Source organism: Escherichia sp. WS3063 (genome assembly GCF_046486595.1).
Classification (GTDB): domain Bacteria; phylum Pseudomonadota; class Gammaproteobacteria; order Enterobacterales; family Enterobacteriaceae; genus Escherichia; species Escherichia coli.
In genome coordinates this window covers 135,988-158,816 of the sequence record NZ_JBJQKY010000002.1, presented here as the reverse complement: position 1 = coordinate 158,816, position 22,829 = coordinate 135,988, and the positions used below count along the sequence as shown (strand labels likewise).

The window sequence follows — 22,829 nt, the reverse complement described above, 5'->3', positions numbered from 1 at the left end:
CCAGTCTCATTGACTATCGTGGTGCACCTTTATACCTGTTATACCAGATCAAAAATCACGCAATCCATACAACAAAACCAGATTTGCAATTCGTGTCACAAAATATGTCGATCTTTTTCTAAGAGGAAGATGACATGTGAAGCCAGACGAACACTTGAGGTGGTCTTCAAAAACTAAAGGCTTTCTTTTAACTATTTGTTTTATAAATAATTTATTTAGAATCTAAACAAAGGAAGCTTTGCAAGCTAACTCAGTGAGCTTGGTGAAAATAAGTGTTTACCCGCCATCAGGCTGAGCATAATTCTCATCATGAAATATGTTTCTTGGTTTGTGGCTTGTAACTGGTCACTCCTGATGTCGATCTGGAGAGGCTTGTTGATGTTAGTGTTTTCAGGATGATGTTTCACTTAGTTTGTTTGCCGTATCGCCCGGCGAATAGCTGTGATTGAGGAAGGTTTAAGTCGTAGTGACCAAAGCCATATTTACCAACGGATGTAGATGAAAAAGCGTCGCCTGCGTTCCCCCATATCTCCAGGATAAAAAGGAATGTAACAATCTCATGGCGTAAGCTGATGAACCAGGCAGGAATAATCGCTAGGGACCTAAGAATTAGCATGATAATAGCCACTAAGAAATAACTGCGTTCCATGAAATAGCCATTTTGTGGCAAATGCAGTTGACTAATAATGTCATATGTGAGACGGCTAGTTGAACGAATATTAAATTTTGCTGAATTTTTTATGTTGATTTTACTTGTTACAGAACATATCACATGATATATAGATAAGATTAGTTGCATTAATGATGAGGGTTATTATTAGATTCGTATCAGATTGATAAATATATAAAGGTACATAGCATGCAAGAGCATGGCGTTTGTATGGCAAAGTTATTATAAGTAACTATCGCTACTCCATTTAAGTTCGCTCAGAAGAACTGGTCCACTTACGTTAGTTATTAAGCAAACGTTCGCTTTTATAAACATAATCAGGATTAAAATGTTGGATTATTGCTAACCCAGCACAGCTAGTGCGCGTCTGTAATTATAAGGGAAAACGATGAAGAATAAGGCTGATAACAAAAAAAGGAACTTCCTTACCCATAGTGAAATCGAATCACTCCTTAAAGCAGCAAATACCGGGCCTCATGCTGCACGTAATTATTGTCTGACTTTGCTTTGTTTTATTCATGGTTTCCGGGCGAGTGAAATTTGCCGATTGAGGATTTCGGATATTGATCTTAAGGCAAAGTGTATATATATCCATCGATTAAAAAAAGGCTTTTCAACAACGCACCCGCTATTGAACAAAGAAGTTCAGGCTTTAAAAAACTGGTTGAGTATCCGTACTTCTTATCCGCATTCTGAGAGCGAGTGGGTATTTTTATCACGTAAGGGGAATCCGCTTTCTCGGCAACAGTTTTACCATATTATCTCGACTTCTGGTGGTAATGCCGGGTTGTCACTGGAGATTCATCCGCACATGTTACGCCATTCGTGTGGTTTTGCTTTGGCGAATATGGGAATAGATACGCGACTTATCCAGGATTATCTTGGGCATCGCAATATTCGTCATACTGTCTGGTATACCGCCAGCAATGCAGGGCGTTTTTACGGCATCTGGGATAGAGCCAGAGGACGACAGCGTCACGCTGTTTTATAGAGATAGTTGAGATACCATGGATGGTGTTAAAAACTACATTATTCTTACGATATATCAAAAATGATTAACCATTTATTAATTGATGTTATTGTAAGTGTAATTCTTAATTATCATAATAAACATTAAGTTAACCATACCCATACAAAATCCAATGGTTTATGTTCTTCAAAATAAATAAACAAAATCATTCATAAATTTACACATCACTTAAATTCTCCTGTTTCCACACTTTTTTCTTTATTTTTTAAGCAACTGGAAGTTAATCCTCTGCAATCTATTGTTATATTGAATCAAATCAATGAAAATAGATGTTGTCACATCGGTGATATTTTATTTTTGTATGATATTTAATGTAATTGACTGATAGCCACATCACTTCGTGTGTGGTTATCTTTTTATCTATTGGGCTAATTTTGACCGATTGAGGTTTCCTATAGGTATTCATTCAAATATATCTCAGTTAGGAGTACTACTATTGTGAGTAAACGTCGTTATCTTACCGGTAAAGAAGTTCAGGCCATGATGCAGGCGGTTTGTTACGGGGCAACGGGAGCCAGAGATTATTGTCTTATTCTGTTGGCATATCGGCATGGGATGCGTATTAGTGAACTGCTTGATCTGCATTATCAGGATCTTGACCTTAATGAAGGTCGAATAAATATTCGCCGACTGAAGAACGGATTTTCTACCGTTCACCCGTTACGTTTTGATGAGCGTGAAGCCGTGGAACGCTGGACCCTGGAACGTGCTAACTGGAAAGGCGCTGACCGGACCGACGCTATATTTATTTCTCGCCGCGGGAGTCGGCTTTCTCGCCAGCAGGCCTATCGCATTATTCGTGATGCAGGTATTGAAGCTGGAACCGTAACGCAGACTCATCCTCATATGTTAAGGCATGCTTGCGGTTATGAACTGGCGGAGCGTGGTGCAGATACCCGTTTAATTCAGGATTATCTCGGGCATCGAAATATTCGCCATACAGTGCGTTATACCGCCAGTAATGCTGCTCGTTTTGCCGGATTATGGGAAAGAAATAATCTCATAAACGAAAAATTAAAAAGAGAAGAAGTTTGATTTAACTTATTGATAATAAAGTTAAAAAACAAATAAATACAAGACAATTGGGGCCAAACTGTCTATATCATAAATAAGTTACGTATTTTTTCTCAAGCATAAAAATATTAAAAAACGACAAAAATCATCTAACTGTTTGATATGTAAATTATTTCTCTTGTAAATTAATTTCACATCACCTCCGCTATATGTAAAGCTAACGTTTCTGTAGCTCGACGCAACTTCCTCATTCTTCTCTCCAAAAACCACCTCATGCAATATAAAAAACTGCAAATAAAGATAACTATAGAACATTAAGCCAACAAATAAACTGAAAAAGTTTGTGCGCGATGCTTTCCTCTATGAGTCAAAATGGCCCCAAATGTTTCATCTTTTGGGGGGAAACTGTGCAGTGTTGGCAGTCAAACTCGTTGACAAAACAAAGCGTACAGAACGACTGCCCATGTCGATTTAGAAATAGTTTTTTTAAAGGAAAGCAGCATGAAAATTAAAACTCTGGCAATCGTTGTTCTGTCGGCTCTGTCCCTCAGTTCTACAGCGGCTCTGGCCGCTGCCACGACGGTTAATGGTGGGACCGTTCACTTTAAAGGGGAAGTTGTTAACGCCGCTTGCGCAGTTGATGCAGGCTCTGTTGATCAAACCGTTCAGTTAGGACAGGTTCGTACCGCATCGCTGGCACAGGACGGAGCAACCAGTTCTGCTGTCGGTTTTAACATTCAGCTGAATGATTGCGATACCAATGTTGCATCAAAAGCCGCTGTTGCCTTTTTAGGTACGGCGATTGATGCGACTCATACCAACGTTCTGGCTCTGCAGAGTTCTGCTGCAGGTAGTGCAACAAACGTTGGTGTGCAGATCCTGGACAGAACGGGTGCTGCGCTGACGCTGGACGGTGCGACATTCAGTGAGCAAACAACCCTGAATAACGGTACTAACACCATTCCGTTCCAGGCGCGTTATTATGCAACCGGTGTCGCAACCCCGGGTGCTGCTAATGCGGATGCGACCTTCAAGGTTCAGTATCAATAACCTACCCAGGTTCAGGGACGTCATTACGGGCAGGGATGCCCACCCTTGTGCGATAAAAATAACGATGAAAAGGAAGAGATTATTTCTGTTAGCGTCGTTGCTGCCAATGTTTGCTCTGGCCGGAAATAAATGGAATACCACGCTGCCCGGCGGAAATATGCAATTTCAGGGCGTCATTATTGCGGAAGCTTGCCGGATTGAAGCCGGTGATAAACAAATGACGGTCAATATGGGGCAAATCAGCAGTAACCGGTTTCATGCGGTAGGGGAAGATAGCGCACCGGTGCCTTTTGTTATTCATTTACGGGAATGTAGCACGGTGGTGAGTGAACGTGTGGGTGTGGCGTTTCACGGTGTCGCGGATGGTAAAAATCCGGATGTGCTTTCCGTGGGAGAGGGGCCAGGGATAGCCACCAATATTGGCGTAGCGTTGTTTGATGATGAAGGAAACCTCGTACCGATTAACCGTCCTCCAGCAAACTGGAAACGGCTTTACTCAGGCTCTACTTCGCTACATTTCATCGCCAAATATCGTGCTACCGGGCGTCGGGTTACTGGCGGCATCGCCAATGCCCAGGCCTGGTTCTCTTTAACCTATCAGTAATTGTTCAGCAGATAATGTGATAACAGGAACAGGACAGTGAGTAATAAAAACGTCAATGTAAGGAAATCGCAGGAAATAACATTCTGCTTGCTGGCAGGTATCCTGATGTTCATGGCAATGATGGTTGCCGGACGCGCTGAAGCGGGAGTGGCCTTAGGTGCGACTCGCGTAATTTATCCGGCAGGGCAAAAACAAGTGCAACTTGCCGTGACAAATAATGATGAAAATAGCACCTATTTAATTCAATCATGGGTAGAAAATGCCGATGGTGTAAAGGATGGCCGTTTTATCGTGACGCCACCTCTGTTTGCGATGAAGGGAAAAAAAGAGAATACCTTGCGTATTCTTGATGCAACAAATAACCAATTGCCACAGGATCGGGAAAGTTTATTCTGGATGAATGTTAAAGCGATTCCGTCAATGGATAAATCAAAATTGACTGAGAATACGCTACAGCTCGCAATTATCAGCCGCATTAAACTGTACTATCGTCCGGCTAAATTAGCGTTGCCACCCGATCAGGCCGCAGAAAAATTAAGATTTCGTCGTAGCGCGAATTCTCTGATGCTGATTAACCCGACACCCTATTACCTGACGGTAACAGAGTTGAATGCCGGAACTCGGGTTCTTGAAAATGCATTGGTGCCTCCAATGGGCGAAAGCACGGTTAAATTGCCTTCTGATGCAGGAAGCAATATTACTTACCGAACAATAAATGATTATGGCGCACTTACCCCCAAAATGACGGGCGTAATGGAATAACGCAGGGGGATTTTTTCGCCTGAATAAAAAGAATTGACTGCCGGGTGATTTAAACCGGAGGAATAATGTCATATCTGAATTTAAGACTTTACCAGCGAAACACACAGTGCTTGCATATTCGTAAGCATCGTTTGGCTGGTTTTTTTGTCCGGCTCTTTGTTGCCTGTGCTTTTACCGCACAGGCACCTTTGTCATCTGCCGAACTCTATTTTAACCCGCGTTTTTTAGCGGATGATCCCCAGGCTGTGGCTGATTTATCGCGTTTTGAAAATGGGCAAGAATTACCGCCAGGGACGTATCGTGTCGATATCTATTTGAATAATGGTTATATGGCAACGCGTGATGTCACATTTAATACGGGCGACAGCGAACAAGGGATTGTTCCCTGCCTGACACGCGCGCAACTTGCCAGTATGGGGCTGAATACGGCTTCTGTCTCCGGTATGAATCTGCTGGCGGATGATGCCTGCGTGCCATTAACCTCAATGATACATGACGCTACTGCGCAACTGGATGTGGGTCAGCAGCGACTCAACCTGACGATCCCTCAGGCATTTATGAGTAATCGCGCGCGTGGTTATATTCCTCCTGAGTTATGGGATCCCGGTATTAATGCCGGATTGCTCAATTATAATTTCAGCGGAAATAGTGTACAGAATCGAATTGGGGGTAACAGCCATTATGCATATTTAAACCTACAGAGTGGGTTAAATATTGGTGCGTGGCGTTTACGCGACAATACCACCTGGAGTTATAACAGTAGCGACAGTTCATCAGGTAGCAAAAATAAATGGCAGCATATCAATACCTGGCTTGAGCGAGACATAATACCGTTACGTTCCCGGCTGACGCTGGGTGATGGTTATACTCAGGGCGATATTTTCGATGGTATTAACTTTCGCGGCGCACAATTGGCCTCAGATGACAATATGTTACCCGATAGCCAAAGAGGATTTGCCCCGGTGATCCACGGTATTGCTCGTGGTACTGCACAGGTCACTATTAAACAAAATGGGTATGACATTTATAATAGTACGGTGCCACCGGGGCCTTTTACCATCAACGATATCTATGCCGCAGGTAATAGTGGTGACTTGCAGGTAACGATCAAAGAGGCTGACGGCAGCACGCAGATTTTTACCGTACCCTATTCGTCAGTCCCGCTTTTGCAACGTGAAGGGCATACTCGTTATTCCATTACGGCAGGAGAATACCGTAGTGGAAATGCGCAACAGGAAAAACCCCGCTTTTTCCAGAGTACATTACTCCACGGCCTTCCGGCTGGCTGGACAATATATGGTGGAACGCAACTGGCGGATCGTTATCGTGCGTTTAATTTCGGTATCGGGAAAAACATGGGGGCACTGGGCGCTCTGTCTGTGGATATGACGCAGGCTAATTCCACACTTCCCGATGACAGTCAGCATGATGGACAATCGGTGCGTTTTCTCTATAACAAATCGCTCAATGAGTCAGGCACGAATATTCAGTTAGTGGGTTACCGTTATTCGACCAGCGGATATTTTAATTTCGCTGATACAACATACAGTCGAATGAATGGCTACAACATCGAAACACAGGACGGAGTTATTCAGGTTAAGCCGAAATTCACCGACTATTACAATCTCGCTTATAACAAACGCGGGAAATTACAACTCACCGTTACTCAGCAACTCGGGCGCACATCAACACTGTATTTGAGTGGTAGCCATCAAACTTATTGGGGAACGAGTAATGTCGATGAGCAATTCCAGGCTGGATTAAATACTGCGTTCGAAGATATTAACTGGACGCTCAGCTATAGCCTGACGAAAAACGCCTGGCAAAAAGGACGGGATCAGATGTTAGCGCTTAACGTCAATATTCCTTTCAGCCACTGGCTGCGTTCTGACAGTAAATCTCAGTGGCGACATGCCAGTGCCAGCTACAGCATGTCACACGATCTCAACGGTCGGATGACCAATCTGGCCGGTGTATACGGTACGTTGCTGGCAGACAACAACCTCAGCTATAGCGTGCAAACCGGCTATGCCGGGGGAGGCGATGGTAATAGCGGAAGTACAGGCTACGCCACGCTGAATTATCGCGGTGGTTACGGCAATGCCAACATCGGTTACAGCCATAGCGATGATATTAAGCAGCTCTATTACGGAGTCAGCGGTGGGGTACTGGCTCATGCCAATGGCGTAACGCTGGGGCAGCCGTTAAACGATACGGTGGTGCTTGTTAAAGCGCCTGGCGCAAAAGATGCAAAAGTCGAAAACCAGACGGGGGTGCGTACCGACTGGCGCGGTTATGCCGTGCTGCCTTATGCCACTGAATATCGGGAAAACAGAGTAGCGCTGGATACCAATACCCTGGCTGATAACGTCGATTTAGATAACGCGGTCGCTAACGTTGTTCCCACCCGTGGGGCGATCGTGCGAGCAGAGTTTAAAGCGCGCGTTGGGATAAAACTGCTCATGACGCTGACCCACAATAATAAGCCGCTGCCGTTTGGGGCGATGGTGACATCAGAGAGTAGCCAGAGTAGCGGCATTGTTGCGGATAATGGTCAGGTTTACCTCAGCGGAATGCCTTTAGCGGGAAAAGTTCAGGTGAAATGGGGAGAAGAGGAAAATGCTCACTGTGTCGCCAATTATCAACTGCCACCAGAGAGTCAGCAGCAGTTATTAACCCAGCTATCAGCTGAATGTCGTTAAGGGGGCGTGATGAGAAACAAACCTTTTTATCTTCTGTGCGCTTTTTTGTGGCTGGCGGTAAGTCACGCTTTGGCTGCGGATAGCACGATTACTATCCGCGGCTATGTCAGAGATAACGGCTGTAGTGTGGCCGCTGAATCAACCAATTTTACTGTTGATCTGATGGAAAACGCGGCGAAGCAATTTAACAACATTGGCGCGACGACTCCTGTCGTTCCATTTCGTATTTTGCTGTCACCCTGTGGTAACGCTGTTTCTGCCGTAAAGGTTGGGTTTACCGGCGTTGCAGATAGCCACAATGCCAACCTGCTTGCACTTGAAAATACGGTGTCAGCGGCTGCGGGACTGGGAATACAGCTTCTGAATGAGCAGCAAAATGAGATACCCCTTAATGCCCCATCGTCCGCGCTTTCGTGGACGACCCTGACGCCGGGTAAACCAAATACGTTGAATTTTTACGCCCGGCTAATGGCGACACAGGTGCCTGTCACTGCGGGGCATATTAATGCCACGGCTACCTTCACTCTTGAATATCAGTAACTGGAGATGCTCATGAAATGGCGCAAACGTGGGTATTTATTGGCGGCAATATTGGCGCTCGCAAGTGCGACGATACAGGCAGCCGATGTCACCATCACGGTGAACGGTAAGGTCGTCGCCAAACCGTGCACGGTTTCCACCACCAATGCCACGGTTGATCTCGGCGATCTTTATTCTTTCAGTCTTATGTCTGCCGGGGCGGCATCGGCCTGGCATGATGTTGCGCTTGAGTTGACTAATTGTCCGGTGGGAACGTCGAGGGTCACTGCCAGCTTCAGCGGGGCAGCCGACAGTACCGGATATTATAAAAATCAGGGGACCGCGCAAAACATCCAGTTAGAGCTACAGGATGACAGTGGCAACACATTGAATACTGGCGCAACCAAAACAGTTCAGGTGGATGATTCCTCACAATCAGCGCACTTCCCGTTACAGGTCAGAGCATTGACCGTAAATGGTGGAGCCACTCAGGGAACCATTCAGGCAGTGATTAGCATCACCTATACCTACAGCTGAACCCGAAGAGATGATTGTAATGAAACGAGTTATTACCCTGTTTGCTGTACTGCTGATGGGCTGGTCGGTAAATGCCTGGTCATTCGCCTGTAAAACCGCCAATGGTACAGCTATCCCTATTGGCGGTGGCAGCGCCAATGTTTATGTAAACCTTGCGCCTGCCGTGAATGTGGGGCAAAACCTGGTCGTAGATCTTTCGACGCAAATCTTTTGCCATAACGATTATCCGGAAACCATTACAGACTATGTCACACTGCAACGAGGCTCGGCTTATGGCGGCGTGTTATCTAATTTTTCCGGGACCGTAAAATATAGTGGTAGTAGCTATCCATTTCCTACCACCAGTGAAACGCCGCGCGTTGTTTATAATTCGAGAACGGATAAGCCGTGGCCGGTGGCGCTTTATTTGACGCCTGTGAGCAGTGCTGGCGGGGTGGCGATTAAAGCTGGTTCATTAATTGCCGTGCTTATTTTGCGACAGACCAACAACTATAACAGCGATGATTTTCAGTTTGTGTGGAATATTTACGCCAATAATGATGTGGTGGTGCCCACTGGCGGCTGCGATGTTTCTGCTCGTGATGTCACCGTTACTCTGCCGGACTACCCTGGTTCAGTGCCGATTCCTCTTACCGTTTATTGTGCGAAAAGCCAAAACCTGGGGTATTACCTCTCCGGCACAACCGCAGATGCGGGCAACTCGATTTTCACCAATACCGCCTCGTTTTCACCCGCGCAGGGCGTCGGCGTACAGTTGACGCGCAACGGTACGATTATTCCAGCGAATAACACGGTATCGTTAGGAGCAGTAGGGACTTCGGCGGTAAGTCTGGGATTAACGGCAAATTACGCACGTACCGGAGGGCAGGTGACTGCAGGGAATGTGCAATCGATTATTGGCGTGACTTTTGTTTATCAATAAAGAAATCACAGGACATTGCTAATGCTGGTACGCAATATTACCTGAAGCTAAAAACCTGCACGTTAGCCCTTTGTAGGCCAGATAAGACGCGTCAGCGTCGCATCTGGCATAAACAAAGCGCACTTTGCTGGTCTGTTCCCCTCACCCTAACCCTCTCCCCGGAGGGGCGAGGGGACTGGCCGGGCACATTTTTAGACTTTGTCATCAGTCAGAGCCTGCCATTGGCAGGCTCCGGTGTTCTTTTACGCTACCATGCTAATAATCAACACAATAATCAGCCCAACCACGGAGTTGACCAGCTCCAGCAGTCCCCAGGTTTTCAACGTGTCTTTTACCGACAGGTCAAAGTAACCTTTGAACAGCCAGAATGAGGCATCATTAATGTGGGTGAGGGTGTTGGAACCCGCAGCCGTCGCCAGCACCAGCAGCGCCGGATTCACGCCAACCAGCTGACCGGTTGCTGGATCAAGGATTGCAGCACTGATAATCCCGGCGGCGGTCATCGCCGAAACGACACCCTGACCCGTCGCCAGACGAATTAGCACAGTGATCAGCCATGCCATGATGTAGGGCGAGATATTGCCGTGGGACATCAACATGCCGATGGTGTCGCCAATGCCGGTGTCGATGATGGTCTGCTTCAGCACGCCACCCGCACCGATGATCAGAATCACCATTGCAATACTCTTCACCGCGCTTTCAAAAGCGTTCATCACCCACTGCATGTCATGACCACGCGCGGTGCCAAAGAGTACGAATGCAACCACCATCGCAATAAACATTGCAATCGGCGAGGAACCGATAAAGTTAACCACTTCCCAGGCAGGGGTATCTTTTACCAGCCAGATATTGGCGATGGTGGTGGAGATCATAATGATCGCCGGGATCAGCGGCACCAGAATCGAAACGCCGAAAGAGGGCAGATTATTCATATCTACCGGTTGATCTGCTTTCAGGAATGATGGCGTTGGGCGCTCAAGATTGCCGAGGAACTTCGGCAGGATCAGACCTGCGCAGATTACACTTGGGATCGTCACCAGTACGCCATAGATATAAACCATCCCCATATCCGCGCCATAAGCATTCACCAGCGCCACCGGACCCGGCTGCGGTGGGAACAGTGAATGTGCGGTAGTGGCAGCTGCTACTGCCGGGATCGCCAGTTTCAGGAACGGAATTTTAGCTTCGGCGGCAATAACAATAACCAGCGGCGCTAACATGATAAAGGCCACTTCATAAAACATCGCCAGACCGAAAATCAGGCCGATGATAATCACCGACAGCTGTACATAGCGCAGACCGAGACGCGCCAGCAGCGTATGTGCTATCTGGTGAGCCGCGCCGGAGTCGACCATCAATTTACCGATGACCGCACCGAACACCACGATGATAGCCAGTTCCCCCAGCGTGTTGCCGAAGCCCGCTTTCATGGTGTGCAGCAGCGACATCAAATCCATGCCCGCCAGCATCCCGACGGACAGCGCCGCCACCAACAAAGCCACCATTGAATTGATTTTGAACTTCAAATTCAGTACCAGCATCAGACCAATGCCGAATACCACCCAGAGAATGTTAAGCACATGCATAACGTTTTACCTTACCTGGTTGAACCGTTGTTATTTTGGGCGACATGTTATGTAAATTGGTCAACCATTGTTGCGATGAATGTCACATCCTCTGATCAATAACCATCGATTACCCTTTGATGCAATTTGCAGCAACAACCATGAGAGTGAAATTCTTGTGATGTGGTTAACCAATTTTAGAATTCGGGTTGACATGTCTTACCAAAAGGTAGAACTTATACGCCATCTCATCCGATGCAACGCCACGGCTGCGGTCTGGTTGTTCATCCGGATACCTAAACAACTCCGGGGCTCCACGTCTCTTTGCTGTGGAACCCACTATGTGAAAGAGGAAAAATCATGGAACAGACCTGGCGCTGGTACGGCCCAAACGATCCGGTTTCTTTAGCTGATGTCCGTCAGGCGGGCGCAACTGGCGTGGTTACCGCGCTGCACCATATCCCGAACGGCGAAGTATGGTCCGTAGAAGAGATCCTCAAACGCAAGGCGATCGTTGAAGACGCAGGCCTGGTGTGGTCTGTCGTTGAAAGCGTACCAATTCACGAAGATATCAAAACCCACACTGGCAACTATGAGCAGTGGATTGCTAACTATCAGCAGACCCTGCGCAACCTGGCGCAGTGCGGCATTCGCACCGTGTGCTACAACTTCATGCCGGTGCTCGACTGGACCCGTACTGACCTCGAATACGTGCTGCCAGACGGCTCCAAAGCTCTGCGCTTCGACCAGATCGAATTCGCTGCATTCGAAATGCATATCCTGAAACGCCCAGGTGCGGAAGCGGATTACACCGAAGAAGAAATTGCTCAGGCAGCTGAACGCTTCGCCACTATGAGCGACGAAGACAAAGCGCGTCTGACCCGTAACATCATTGCCGGTCTGCCGGGCGCGGAAGAAGGGTACACCCTCGACCAGTTCCGTAAGCACCTGGAGCTGTACAAAGATATCGACAAAGCCAAACTGCGCGAAAACTTTGCGGTCTTCCTGAAGGCGATCATTCCAGTTGCGGAAGAAGTTGGCGTCCGTATGGCTGTTCACCCGGACGATCCGCCGCGCCCAATCCTCGGCCTGCCGCGCATTGTTTCCACCATTGAAGATATGCAGTGGATGGTTGATACCGTAAACAGCATGGCGAACGGTTTCACCATGTGCACCGGTTCCTACGGCGTGCGTGCTGACAACGATCTGGTTGATATGATCAAGCAGTTCGGTCCGCGTATTTACTTCACCCATCTGCGTTCCACCATGCGTGAAGATAACCCGAAAACCTTCCACGAAGCGGCGCACCTGAACGGTGACGTTGATATGTACGAAGTGGTGAAAGCGATTGTTGAAGAAGAACACCGTCGTAAAGCGGAAGGCAAAGAAGACCTGATCCCGATGCGTCCGGACCACGGTCATCAGATGCTGGACGACCTGAAGAAGAAAACCAACCCAGGTTACTCCGCAATTGGTCGTCTGAAAGGCCTGGCCGAAGTTCGCGGTGTCGAACTGGCGATCCAGCGCGCTTTCTTTAGCCGTTAATATCCACCGGCATGGCTGCGCGCCGTGCCGGTTCCTTCTTCCTTGCCGTCACTCTCTGAAGACGGATTCTGGAGTTTACGATGACTACTATTGTTGACAGCAATCTGCCGGTTGCCCGCCCGTCATGGGATCATTCTCGTCTGGAATCACGCATTGTGCATCTCGGTTGCGGAGCGTTTCACCGCGCGCACCAGGCGCTGTATACCCATCATCTGCTGGAAAGTACCGACAGCGACTGGGGTATCTGCGAAGTTAACCTGATGCCAGGTAACGACCGCGTGCTGATCGAAAACCTGAAAAAACAGCAACTGCTGTACACCGTGGCGGAAAAAGGCGCAGAAAGCACCGAGCTGAAAATTATCGGTTCGATGAAAGAAGCCCTGCACCCGGAAATCGACGGTTGTGAAGGTATTCTCAACGCGATGGCGCGTCCGCAGACGGCGATTGTCTCCCTGACGGTCACAGAGAAAGGTTATTGCGCCGATGCGGCAAGCGGTCAGCTGGATCTCAATAATCCGCTGATTAAGCACGATCTGGAAAACCCGACTGCGCCGAAGTCCGCGATTGGTTACATCGTAGAAGCCCTGCGTCTGCGTCGTGAAAAAGGGCTGAAAGCGTTTACGGTGATGTCCTGCGACAACGTACGTGAAAACGGTCATGTGGCGAAGGTCGCGGTTCTGGGGCTGGCTCAGGCGCGTGATCCACAGCTGGCGGCATGGATTGAAGAGAACGTCACCTTCCCGTGCACCATGGTTGACCGCATCGTTCCGGCGGCGACGCCAGAAACCTTACAGGAAATTGCTGACCAGCTGGGTGTTTACGACCCGTGCGCCATTGCCTGCGAACCGTTCCGTCAGTGGGTGATTGAAGATAACTTCGTTAATGGTCGTCCGGACTGGGATAAAGTGGGCGCACAGTTCGTTGCAGACGTTGTACCGTTCGAAATGATGAAGCTGCGTATGCTGAACGGCAGCCACTCTTTCCTGGCGTACCTCGGTTACCTCGGTGGCTATGAAACCATTGCCGACACCATGACTAACCCGGATTATCGCAAAGCGGCCTTTGCCCTGATGATGCAGGAACAAGCGCCAACGCTGTCGATGCCGGAAGGTACAGACCTGAACGCCTATGCGACGCTGCTGATCGAGCGTTTCAGCAACCCGTCTCTGCGTCACCGTACCTGGCAGATTGCGATGGACGGCAGCCAGAAGTTACCGCAGCGTCTGCTGGACCCGGTGCGTCTGCACCTGCAAAACGGCGGCAGCTGGCGTCACCTGGCGCTGGGCGTGGCTGGCTGGATGCGTTACACCCAGGGCGTGGATGAGCAGGGTAATGCCATTGACGTGGTCGACCCGATGCTGGCGGAGTTCCAGAAGATCAACGCGCAGTATCAGGGCGCAGACCGCGTGAAAGCGCTGCTGGGCCTGAGCGGTATTTTTGCCGATGATCTGCCGCAGAATGCCGACTTTGTTGGCGCAGTGACGGCGGCATATCAGCAGCTGTGCGAACGCGGTGCGCGCGAGTGTGTGGCTGCGCTGTAACTAACTGATTACCCTACAGACTTACTGGTCAATCAAACTGATATTTGGTTGACCAGTTTTCGTTTTTTTGCCCACCTGTACGTGCCAACTTCCAGTGCTAATGGTATAGTTTGAGATTAACGGGGGCCGTAAAATTGCCCGTTGTAGGCCGGATAAGGCGTTCACGCCGCATCCGGCAAAAATTTGATTAACCGCACCTAACGGACACAACACCATGAAATCTGCCACCTCTGCGCAAAGACCTTACCAGGAAGTCGGGGCGATGATCCGCGATCTGATCATAAAGACGCCGTACAATCCTGGCGAACGGCTGCCGCCGGAGCGTGAAATTGCAGAAATGCTTGATGTCACGCGGACGGTGGTACGTGAAGCGCTGATCATGCTGGAGATCAAAGGGCTGGTGGAAGTACGCCGGGGTGCCGGTATCTATGTTCTTGATAACTCAGGCAGCCAGAACACAGACAGTCCGGATGCCAACGTCTGCAACGATGCCGGTCCTTTTGAGCTGTTACAGGCGCGGCAGTTATTGGAGAGCAACATCGCCGAGTTTGCCGCTTTGCAGGCTACCCGCGAAGATATCGTCAAAATGCGTCAGGCATTGCAACTGGAAGAGCGTGAACTGGCTTCCAGTGCGCCGGGCAGCAGCGAAAGCGGTGACATGCAGTTCCATCTCGCTATTGCCGAAGCAACGCATAACAGCATGCTGGTGGAGCTGTTCCGTCAGTCCTGGCAGTGGCGGGAAAACAATCCAATGTGGATCCAGTTGCACAGCCATCTGGATGACAGCCTGTATCGCAAAGAGTGGTTGGGCGATCACAAACAGATCCTCGCCGCGTTAATCAAAAAAGATGCCCGAGCGGCGAAGCTGGCAATGTGGCAGCATCTGGAAAACGTTAAGCAACGTCTGCTGGAATTCTCGAACGTTGACGATATTTATTTTGATGGCTATCTGTTTGATTCATGGCCGCTGGATAAAGTCGACGCCTGACTTATTATGATAAGCGCAAGGGTAAACGTTTCTTGCGCTTTCTTAAATTAAGAAGTCGCAATGAGTATTACTTTGTAAATTGCAGGGTATTGTTTAAATATCTGTATAACCTGAATATTAGTACTCATTGTTCCTGGTAGTTATTTACCAATATAATTCCATTCACCATTTTTTAATTCAAACAGTTCTGGAAGAGATGACGGTTGCAGAGTCATACGTTTGAGTGGTGCATTTTCATCACCCGGGATAACTTTATATCCCATTTTTGCATGGATCTCCGCGGTACCGGGATAGGCTTCTATACCAATTATTGGGTCATTACCCAACTCAATATTAGCATTAAGTAATGCGGCAAGGGCGAATCCGGAAGAATTTGCTACCCCTGTTACCGTCATTATCTGATCAATATAGATATCAATCCTTGGCTGCTCATTGGTCCATCTTTTTGCCTGAGAAGCTGGAAGGGTTGAAATATATCCTATCGTGGTTCCGGCGTAACCTGGAACATTGCAACCAGGGCCTAATGTTATTTCATGAACTGTATAGTCCTCAACAGGATAGGAAGGGCTCTTCATAAATAAATTTAGCCTTAATCCTTCTGCTAACTCTGTGGCAGCATGCGCCTTTTTACATATACCACCATATATTTCGTCTAAAACTGTGGTGATTTTCAAGTTTCGATAGAGCATACGTCCTGTTGTTGTAATACCATCGGATTCTCTGCATGTTTCTGTCACATAATTAAATGGCCAGGGCTCTTTACTAATATCAAGTTTTCTAATTTCGACAACGCTTTTTCCATCGTAATTATGGTTATTGCCACGAGCAAGAGGCAGAAGATAGATATTTTCCGTATCCAGGCGTGCATATTCATATCGACGTGTTAACTCACTGTCGACTTTTGGATGATGAAGGAAGTGATTATCTGTAATAATTTGGCTCTGAAGGGCATTGCTTAATGGCATAGACATAATAGTTACCTTTTAGGAGTATTTCACTGATGTTTAGAAAAATAGATAAATTTTTCTGTAGTAAAAAGAGAAGTAAACAAATGACATGCATGTTTCTGTTGTAGTGATATCAACTCTACACGGTGATATTAAAGGGTAGGAAACACTCTAAAGTATCAAAAAACGCTCATTTGAAATTATTTTCATGCAATTAAAAAGCATATCTTATTACTAATTGGAATTTGATGTTGCTATATTGATGTCTATATTAATAATGCCTGTGAATGGTATTTTTGATGTATTTGATATGTTATCAATTTATATTATTTACAAACTAATTGTTTCAAATAATACATGGCTGATTATGCGGAAATAAATAATTTCCCACCGGAATTAAGTAGCGGCGGTGACAAGTATTTTCATCTACATAACTATTCGGAATATTCAGAATATACTAGCAGTTTTTTTTTGAGTTTGATGATTTTTATCAAATCATGACTTTTTTCCTGAAAAGTCAGTAGATATTCATAGGCAAGTAAGGTTTTATACTTTGCTGACAGGATTCAGGCCTGTCTCAGACTGACATGGATGTAATGAACAAAAGGGAATGGCTATGGAAAATGAGCATCAATACAGTGGTGCCCGGTGTTCAGGGCAAGCCGCATATGTTGCTAAACGTCAGGAGTGCGCAAAATGATGCGCCAATCACTTCAGGCTGTTTTACCTGAAATTTCAGGCAATAAAACGTCATCGCTGCGTAAATCGGTATGCAGCGATCTCCTCACACTTTTTAATTCTCCTCATTCGGCATTACCGTCATTACTTGTTTCAGGCATGCCCGAGTGGCAACTGCATAACCAGAGCGACAAACATCTTCAGGGCTGGTATTGCCGTCAGCTGCGTTCTGCACTGTTATTTCATGAGCCACGGATTGCGGCGTTGCAGGTCAATTTGAAAGAAGCGTACTGCCACACGCTGGCGATCTGCCTTGAGATAATGCTGTACCACGACGATGAACCGCTAACGTTTGATCTGGTCTGGGATAATGGCGGTTGGCGTAGTGCGACGCTGGAGAATGTCAGCTAAGCACAATCTCCAGCTCGCGCAGTTCACGCCAGAAGCGTTCGGCAACGGGATTCATACGGGTGTTCATCCTGTATGCGTAAGCCTGAATCGGGATCACTAGTTCGTCCCGATTAAGCACAACGAGCTTCCCGCTGCGAATTTCTTGTTGGATGGCATACTCCGGCAACCAGGCAATTCCACAGCCGTCGAGGGCAACCTGCTTTAAAAGCTCGCTCATCGAAGAGACAAAAAAGGTGCTGAAACTTAACTCACTGTGGCGCGTCAGGGTGCGATTAATCAATCGCCCCATGTAGGAGTTGCGGCTGTAATTCAGTAACGGAAAGTGTGGCTGCGCGAGGTTAAAAAGTGCTTCTCCGTGTTCGTCACTGGCGCAGACGGGGAACAATTGAGATTCAAATAAGCGAATGTGGTCAAATGGTGCTTCCAGCAAATCTTCGTCGTGAAAGGAAAAAATACAGTCACTTTGCCCTTCACGCAGTTTATCGACCGCTTCATCGACATCAATGGCTTCAATCGCCCAGGTAAAGAGCGGCGGCATCTGGCTGATAATGGACGGTAACAGACCGAGGGAAAGAGAGTGTGCAGCGGCTATCTTGATTTTACGTTGCGCGTAATCGCTGCCGCCACGCAGCTCTGCCAGATTGCTTTCTAACTGTTGCAACAGATGGCGGATCTGCGAATGAAAGATTTTCCCTTGTTCCGAGAGTTGCAGCGGCGTCACCTGGCGGTTAAACAATTCAACGCCAATCGCCTGTTCCAGTGCACGGATGCGGCGGCTGAATGCCGGTTGCGAGACGTTGCGACTGACTGCCGCCTGGGAAAAGTTGCGGCATTTTTCCAGGGTCAGAAAATCATAAAGCCATTTTGTTTCAATATTATGCAAAACCGCACCACAGCCATCCATTACGTTTTACTCTGTCAGCCGCCCTTGCGGGCATTCTACGTCCATTCGGGCGGCTGACAACCGTTTAAGCCGTTTCAAACGTTCCTTTCACGCAGGCTTTGCCGTCTTTGACCATCAGTTTGCCGCGAGCGTATACCTGCTCAATGCGCAATTCTGGCGTCATGACCAGTAAGTCTGCGTCATTGCCTGGCAGAATTTCGCCTTTCCCGCTCAGGTTAAGGAAACCGGCTACGCTACTGGTGAGCGGGCGCAGGGCATCGCTGATACTGAAATCATAGTCTTTGACCAGCACCTGCACGGTTTCCAGCAACGTTTCAAAACCGGCAACACCGATATGGGTTAAATTCCCTTCGTCATCGAAGAACGGCTGGCTACCGTTGCCGTCGGAGCTGAGGGTGACGCGTGCCAGCGGAATACCCGCCTGAACGGCGCGGGCAATACCTTCGGCAGGGGCGACCGGTTCGTCAATGCTGCTGGTGATGTCGATGGTGCCGCCTTTGCGCGCGAACTCCAGCGCCTGCTCAAACAACGGAACGTTGCGGTTAACGTGGGTCGGCAGCAGCTTGCTGATCGGCACATCGCAGTTTTCCAGCAGGTCATAGACAGGCTGTAACGCCTTTTTACTGTCGCCCATGTGGAACACGGTGACGCCAGGTTTGCCGCCGAGCAAACCGCCAACGCGGGATTCCGCCGCCATATTAGCCAGGTGATAAACGTCCGGTGCGGCAGAACGGTGATCAGAGATGGCGCATTTCACACCAATCACGCGATCGATAATCGCCACGTCTTTTTCCACGGAACCCGTAATAGTGCGGGAAGGGACATGATAAGCGCCGGTCAGCATCCAGGCGCTGATGCCTTCTTCATTGAGCGCACGGGTCTTGGCGAGCAGGGATTCCGGGTGGCGAGAGATAGAGTCGGTGCCCAGCAGACCAACCACTGACGTGACGCCCGCTTCCGTCAGGCGACTTAGCGCCACTTCCGGCGTGCGCGTCGTGGGACCTGCTTCGCCGCCACCGCCAATCAAATGGACGTGTTGATCAATAAAACCTGGGCAGAGGATTTGCCCGCTGAGATCGACAACCGTGCAGTCCGGTACAATGTCAGAAGGGATATTACTGGCAACGGCGATAATTTTGCCGTTAGCGACGAGGACATCGCAAATTCCCCGATCTTCCGGCGCATACAAATGCGCTCCCTGCAGCAGGGTAAAACCGGCTGCGGTATAATCAATCATGGTAACTCCTTGTTAAACAATAAGCTGCATAACCCAGATCGACAGCAATGCGTTAATCACGCAGACCGTAATGATATGCGGGTAATATTTGGCATTCACTTCGGCTGTCCCCAGGCAGCGACCGACATTTTGCACCGGGTTGCCCATTAAATACATCGCGGGCAGTAAAACGGTGACATCGTGGCCGGTTAATGCGCCAGCGGTCGCCAGACTGGCGGCAACACCGACTGCGCCGCCCATACTCATTAATGCGGCTAAAAGGACGGTTGCCGCTTCACCGGGTAATCCCCACAGCGCCATTACCGGTTCACAGATATGCCCCACCCAGTCGAGCAGGCCGGTAATTTTCAGCGCCTGAATGATGACAAACGCCATCACCACGTTTGGCAGCAGGTTGGTGGTGGCGATAGTAAAGCCACGGCGCGCGCCATCGATAAACATATCCATGACGTTTTTGCGGACCTGAGTTGTCATGCTTGCGCTCCTTGCGTTGGGTTGCGACGTTCTTCGAAGTTAAGCCAGACGCGCAAAATGTTGGCTCCGACAAATTTAAACACCAGGATGACGGCTAAAGGTACGATTACGGACGTGCCCAGAAAGGCAAACACCGCGACGCCGGAAGAGAAGTAGTTGGTGATGATGGCGCTACCGCTGGTTTGATATGCGGCGAAAATCACTTTATCGCGTTCGGTAATTTCACCTTCCTGCGCCAGCTCTTTGGTCATACCGGCGGCGGCATCCGTGTTTTGCAGGTTAGCGATCAGCGCCAGCGAGCAGATCCCTGGAATGCCCAACAACGGTTTTAGCACAGGTGTCATTAACTGCTGCGCGGCGCGTAATCCACCAAGACCATCGGTAATTGAAATAATCCCCAGAGAGAGAATGACTGACGGTGCCAGCTCCAGCGCAAAGAGAAAGCCATCTTTAGCCCCCGCGCCACCCGCCCCGCGAAATGAGGTGGTGGCTCCGTTCGCACCAGGCAGTTGCCCAAACGATCCGTTCAGAACGGAAAAATCAAAAACGCGCCACCAGCTGTCTGTTCCGGAAAAAACACCGGAAAAAAAGATTATGGTGAGAAAAAAAGCCAGATACCCTTTAATGCCCACTTTTTCTGTCGCCAGCTCCCCGGCTACAGCATCCCCTTGTTGTGTCATAACAATCCCCATTGTTTTTTTGTGTTTGTGTGTTGCTTGAGCCAGGAAAATTCCTGGAGCGGAAAAACCTTATCAGCCATGTGGGTATGGGGAAAATGCAAGTATGTTTCTGGCTATGCGTTTTTTGCATAGCGGAAAAATTACGCTGTGTGGAAAAGGCTCTGCGCAGGATTGAGTTGCAGAAAATTCATAAACCCAGTGACAATGACATCAGTAAATAAAAACAGAAAATCCAGGGACGAAAACGAGATGGCAAAGTACAACGAAAAAGAGCTGGCGGATACGAGCAAGTTTTTAAGTTTTGTCCTCCGACACAAACCGGAGGCGATTGGTATCGTACTTGACCGTGAAGGATGGGCGGATATCGATAAGCTCATACTTTGTGCCCAAAAAGCGGGCAAGCGATTAACCCGTACATTGCTGGATACCGTGGTCGCCACCAGTGATAAAAAGCGTTTTAGTTATTCCAGTGATGGTAGGTGCATCCGCGCGGTTCAGGGGCATTCGACTTCGCAGGTCGCTATTTCCTTTGCCGAAAAAACACCGCCACAGTTTCTTTACCACGGTACGGCAAGCCGTTTCCTTGACGAGATAAAAAAACAGGGGCTGATTGCAGGGGAGCGTCATTACGTGCATCTCTCTGCTGATGAAGCAACGGCACGCAAAGTGGGAGCAAGACACGGATCGCCGGTTATCTTAACCGTCAAAGCACAGGAAATGGCGAAACGAGGCATCCCTTTCTGGCAAGCGGAAAACGGAGTCTGGCTGACATCAACGGTTGCGGTCGAATTTCTTGAGTGGTAAGGGAAACACTCCTCATGAAGTGACCACTTGCAGCTTAAATAATTGTACTGTGCTGATAAGCGCAGCAATAAACAACGCCGCCGCGCCGCAGAGAGTGGCGCCGGCAAGCGCCGATGTTCCATTGCCGAGCATACTGGTCAGCGCCGGGCCGAGGATTTGTCCAATGCCGTAAATGAGCGTCACAAAGCCTAAAAGATTGAGATTTCCCGGAACGCTCAGTTGGCGGGCGATAGTCATCACCAGAGATGTCGTGCCCATAAAGGTACCGCCAAAACCGATACTACTAATGATAAGCAAGAGAGGAGAGTCGCTGGCGAGAGTAAGCAGCACACTGATAGCCTGCACCAGCAAATTCGCCGTCAGGCAAGGCAAAGCCCCCCAACGTTTTGCTGCCCATAGCCAGCTAAAGCAGCCTGGCACAATTGATAAGCCGACTAACGTCCAGAGATGGGCGGTTAACAATGGTGAGCCTGCATCTTTCGCCATGAGCGGCAGGTAAGTCGCGACGATGATATAACCAAATCCCGCCAGGCCGTACAGAATAGCCAGTAACCACCAGCTCATTATCTGTTGCTCCGTTTTTGCCAATGGCATTGGTGCGATGGCGTGTTTTTTCGAGGGCATTAAAAGCGTAAGTGCAATCAGCATCATGCCAGAAAGCGCCCCGGCGCCTTGCCATAACGTTTGCGAGGATAAGGCAAAATGCAGGCCTGCCAGAACATATTCGTTGCCCAGTGCAATGCCAATGCCAACGCCAGAAAACAAAGCTGCCAGCACAAAAGGATGGCGCGTGTGCTGCATAATCAGCGTCGAACCAAAAATCAGCATACCGGCGCTGGCGACACCCGCCAGGAAGCGAATCAATAACACCAGAATAAATGGCGGCAACCATGCCATTGCGAGGATCAACAACCCGCTCGCCAGGGCAGAAACCAACAGAAATGGGCGTAGGCGCGACGGCTGGTGAAATGCGCCAAACGAAAATAGCAGACTGCCAGCCAGATACCCCGCATAGTTGCCGCTGGCAATCCACGAGAGCTGGCTAAATGAAAACGCCCCTTCCGCCATCATGACGGGCAACATAGGCGTATAAAGGAAGCGACCTAATCCCATACCTAGGGTCAGAACCAGCATCCCGAAAAGCGCGGTGCTGAAAGAAAAGCGTTCTACGGGATGCGAGGACGAAGGCATGTTTAACCTTGTATGTCATTTTTGTTGTTAACAAGTTAATAACAAAAAGGTGAA

Annotated in this window: 23 protein-coding genes; 16 read left to right on the top strand and 7 right to left on the bottom strand. The window is 48.6% G+C overall.

Annotated elements, in window-relative coordinates:
* Positions 1-1,058 precede the first annotated feature (1,058 nt).
* The 9 genes from fimB (at position 1,059) to fimH (ending at position 9,810) form a co-directional block, all read left to right on the top strand.
* Complete coding sequence (gene fimB / locus ACJHYW_RS02720; protein WP_000790588.1) at positions 1,059-1,661, top strand: type 1 fimbria switch DNA invertase FimB; 603 nt, start codon at positions 1,059-1,061, stop codon at positions 1,659-1,661.
* A 477-nt stretch (positions 1,662-2,138) separates the two neighbouring features.
* Complete coding sequence (gene fimE, locus ACJHYW_RS02715) at positions 2,139-2,735, top strand: type 1 fimbria switch DNA invertase FimE (protein ID WP_000044700.1); 597 nt, start codon at positions 2,139-2,141, stop codon at positions 2,733-2,735.
* Positions 2,736-3,215: 480 nt separating this feature from the next.
* Positions 3,216-3,764, top strand: coding sequence for a type 1 fimbrial major subunit FimA (fimA, locus tag ACJHYW_RS02710; RefSeq protein WP_000695555.1), 549 nt, complete (start codon positions 3,216-3,218; stop codon positions 3,762-3,764).
* 64 nt (positions 3,765-3,828) lie between these two features.
* On the top strand, positions 3,829-4,368 hold the full coding sequence (locus ACJHYW_RS02705) for a fimbrial protein (protein WP_000824095.1): 540 nt from the start codon (positions 3,829-3,831) through the stop codon (positions 4,366-4,368).
* Positions 4,369-4,404: 36 nt separating this feature from the next.
* Positions 4,405-5,130, top strand: coding sequence for a type 1 fimbria chaperone FimC (gene fimC / locus ACJHYW_RS02700; protein WP_000066556.1), 726 nt, complete (start codon positions 4,405-4,407; stop codon positions 5,128-5,130).
* A gap of 65 nt (positions 5,131-5,195) precedes the next feature.
* A complete protein-coding gene (gene fimD, locus ACJHYW_RS02695; protein WP_000120987.1) occupies positions 5,196-7,832 on the top strand; it encodes a fimbrial usher FimD in 2,637 nt (878 codons plus the stop codon).
* A 9-nt stretch (positions 7,833-7,841) separates the two neighbouring features.
* On the top strand, positions 7,842-8,372 hold the full coding sequence (fimF, locus tag ACJHYW_RS02690) for a type 1 fimbria minor subunit FimF (RefSeq protein ID WP_001361365.1): 531 nt from the start codon (positions 7,842-7,844) through the stop codon (positions 8,370-8,372).
* Between the two features lie 72 nt (positions 8,373-8,444).
* Positions 8,445-8,888, top strand: a complete 444-nt coding sequence (locus ACJHYW_RS02685; RefSeq protein WP_077897989.1) for a fimbrial protein — start codon at positions 8,445-8,447, stop codon at positions 8,886-8,888.
* Positions 8,889-8,907: 19 nt separating this feature from the next.
* Positions 8,908-9,810, top strand: coding sequence for a type 1 fimbria D-mannose specific adhesin FimH (gene fimH, locus ACJHYW_RS02680; protein WP_000832227.1), 903 nt, complete (start codon positions 8,908-8,910; stop codon positions 9,808-9,810).
* A gap of 242 nt (positions 9,811-10,052) precedes the next feature.
* Here the strand turns inward: fimH and gntP are convergent, their stop codons facing one another.
* Positions 10,053-11,396 (bottom strand): gluconate permease GntP, encoded by a 1,344-nt coding sequence (gene gntP, locus ACJHYW_RS02675; RefSeq protein ID WP_000558251.1) that lies wholly within the window; start codon positions 11,394-11,396, stop codon positions 10,053-10,055.
* A gap of 339 nt (positions 11,397-11,735) precedes the next feature.
* On the opposite strand from gntP, the gene uxuA reads away from it, so the two are divergent.
* The 3 genes from uxuA to uxuR all read left to right on the top strand — a co-directional run bounded on the left by uxuA (position 11,736) and on the right by uxuR (position 15,449).
* Entirely contained in the window at positions 11,736-12,920 is a 1,185-nt protein-coding gene (uxuA, locus tag ACJHYW_RS02670; protein ID WP_000438582.1) for a mannonate dehydratase, read from the top strand.
* Positions 12,921-13,000: 80 nt separating this feature from the next.
* Positions 13,001-14,461, top strand: coding sequence for a fructuronate reductase (locus tag ACJHYW_RS02665; protein ID WP_000208194.1), 1,461 nt, complete (start codon positions 13,001-13,003; stop codon positions 14,459-14,461).
* A 214-nt stretch (positions 14,462-14,675) separates the two neighbouring features.
* Positions 14,676-15,449, top strand: a complete 774-nt coding sequence (uxuR, locus tag ACJHYW_RS02660) for a Uxu operon transcriptional regulator (protein WP_000833679.1) — start codon at positions 14,676-14,678, stop codon at positions 15,447-15,449.
* Positions 15,450-15,589: 140 nt separating this feature from the next.
* Here uxuR and ACJHYW_RS02655 read toward each other — a convergent pair whose 3' ends face one another.
* The gene (locus tag ACJHYW_RS02655; RefSeq protein WP_000062582.1) at positions 15,590-16,420 is read right to left on the bottom strand and encodes a DUF2686 family protein; all 831 of its coding nucleotides are present in this window, start codon (positions 16,418-16,420) and stop codon (positions 15,590-15,592) included.
* A 333-nt stretch (positions 16,421-16,753) separates the two neighbouring features.
* Between ACJHYW_RS02655 and ACJHYW_RS02650 the strand changes: the two genes are divergently transcribed.
* The 3 genes from ACJHYW_RS02650 (at position 16,754) to iraD (ending at position 17,485) form a co-directional block, all read left to right on the top strand.
* On the top strand, positions 16,754-16,897 hold the full coding sequence (locus tag ACJHYW_RS02650; RefSeq protein WP_269217157.1) for a hypothetical protein: 144 nt from the start codon (positions 16,754-16,756) through the stop codon (positions 16,895-16,897).
* A 115-nt stretch (positions 16,898-17,012) separates the two neighbouring features.
* Entirely contained in the window at positions 17,013-17,096 is an 84-nt protein-coding gene (gene idlP, locus ACJHYW_RS02645) for an iraD leader peptide IdlP (RefSeq protein ID WP_120795393.1), read from the top strand.
* A complete protein-coding gene (iraD, locus tag ACJHYW_RS02640) occupies positions 17,093-17,485 on the top strand; it encodes an anti-adapter protein IraD (protein WP_000986217.1) in 393 nt (130 codons plus the stop codon). The genes idlP and iraD overlap by 4 nt, the downstream gene beginning before the upstream one ends.
* Here the strand turns inward: iraD and hypT are convergent.
* From hypT to ACJHYW_RS02620, 4 genes are all read right to left on the bottom strand, one after another.
* A complete protein-coding gene (gene hypT, locus ACJHYW_RS02635; RefSeq protein WP_000348506.1) occupies positions 17,478-18,389 on the bottom strand; it encodes a hypochlorite stress DNA-binding transcriptional regulator HypT in 912 nt (303 codons plus the stop codon). The genes iraD and hypT overlap by 8 nt on opposite strands.
* 64 nt (positions 18,390-18,453) lie before the next feature.
* Positions 18,454-19,626, bottom strand: a complete 1,173-nt coding sequence (gene iadA / locus ACJHYW_RS02630; RefSeq protein ID WP_000568416.1) for a beta-aspartyl-peptidase — start codon at positions 19,624-19,626, stop codon at positions 18,454-18,456.
* Positions 19,627-19,638: 12 nt separating this feature from the next.
* Positions 19,639-20,100, bottom strand: coding sequence for a YjiG family protein (locus ACJHYW_RS02625; protein WP_000211971.1), 462 nt, complete (start codon positions 20,098-20,100; stop codon positions 19,639-19,641).
* Positions 20,097-20,780: a nucleoside recognition domain-containing protein gene (locus ACJHYW_RS02620; protein WP_001295597.1), complete on the bottom strand. Its 684-nt coding sequence runs from the start codon at positions 20,778-20,780 to the stop codon at positions 20,097-20,099. Before ACJHYW_RS02620 ends, ACJHYW_RS02625 begins: the two co-directional genes overlap by 4 nt.
* A 249-nt stretch (positions 20,781-21,029) precedes the next feature.
* Between ACJHYW_RS02620 and kptA the strand changes: the two genes are divergently transcribed.
* On the top strand, positions 21,030-21,584 hold the full coding sequence (gene kptA, locus ACJHYW_RS02615) for an RNA 2'-phosphotransferase (protein ID WP_001151864.1): 555 nt from the start codon (positions 21,030-21,032) through the stop codon (positions 21,582-21,584).
* Positions 21,585-21,596: 12 nt separating this feature from the next.
* Here kptA and ACJHYW_RS02610 read toward each other — a convergent pair whose 3' ends face one another.
* Positions 21,597-22,775, bottom strand: coding sequence for an MFS transporter (locus ACJHYW_RS02610; protein WP_001141203.1), 1,179 nt, complete (start codon positions 22,773-22,775; stop codon positions 21,597-21,599).
* Between the last annotated feature and the right edge of the window lie 54 nt (positions 22,776-22,829).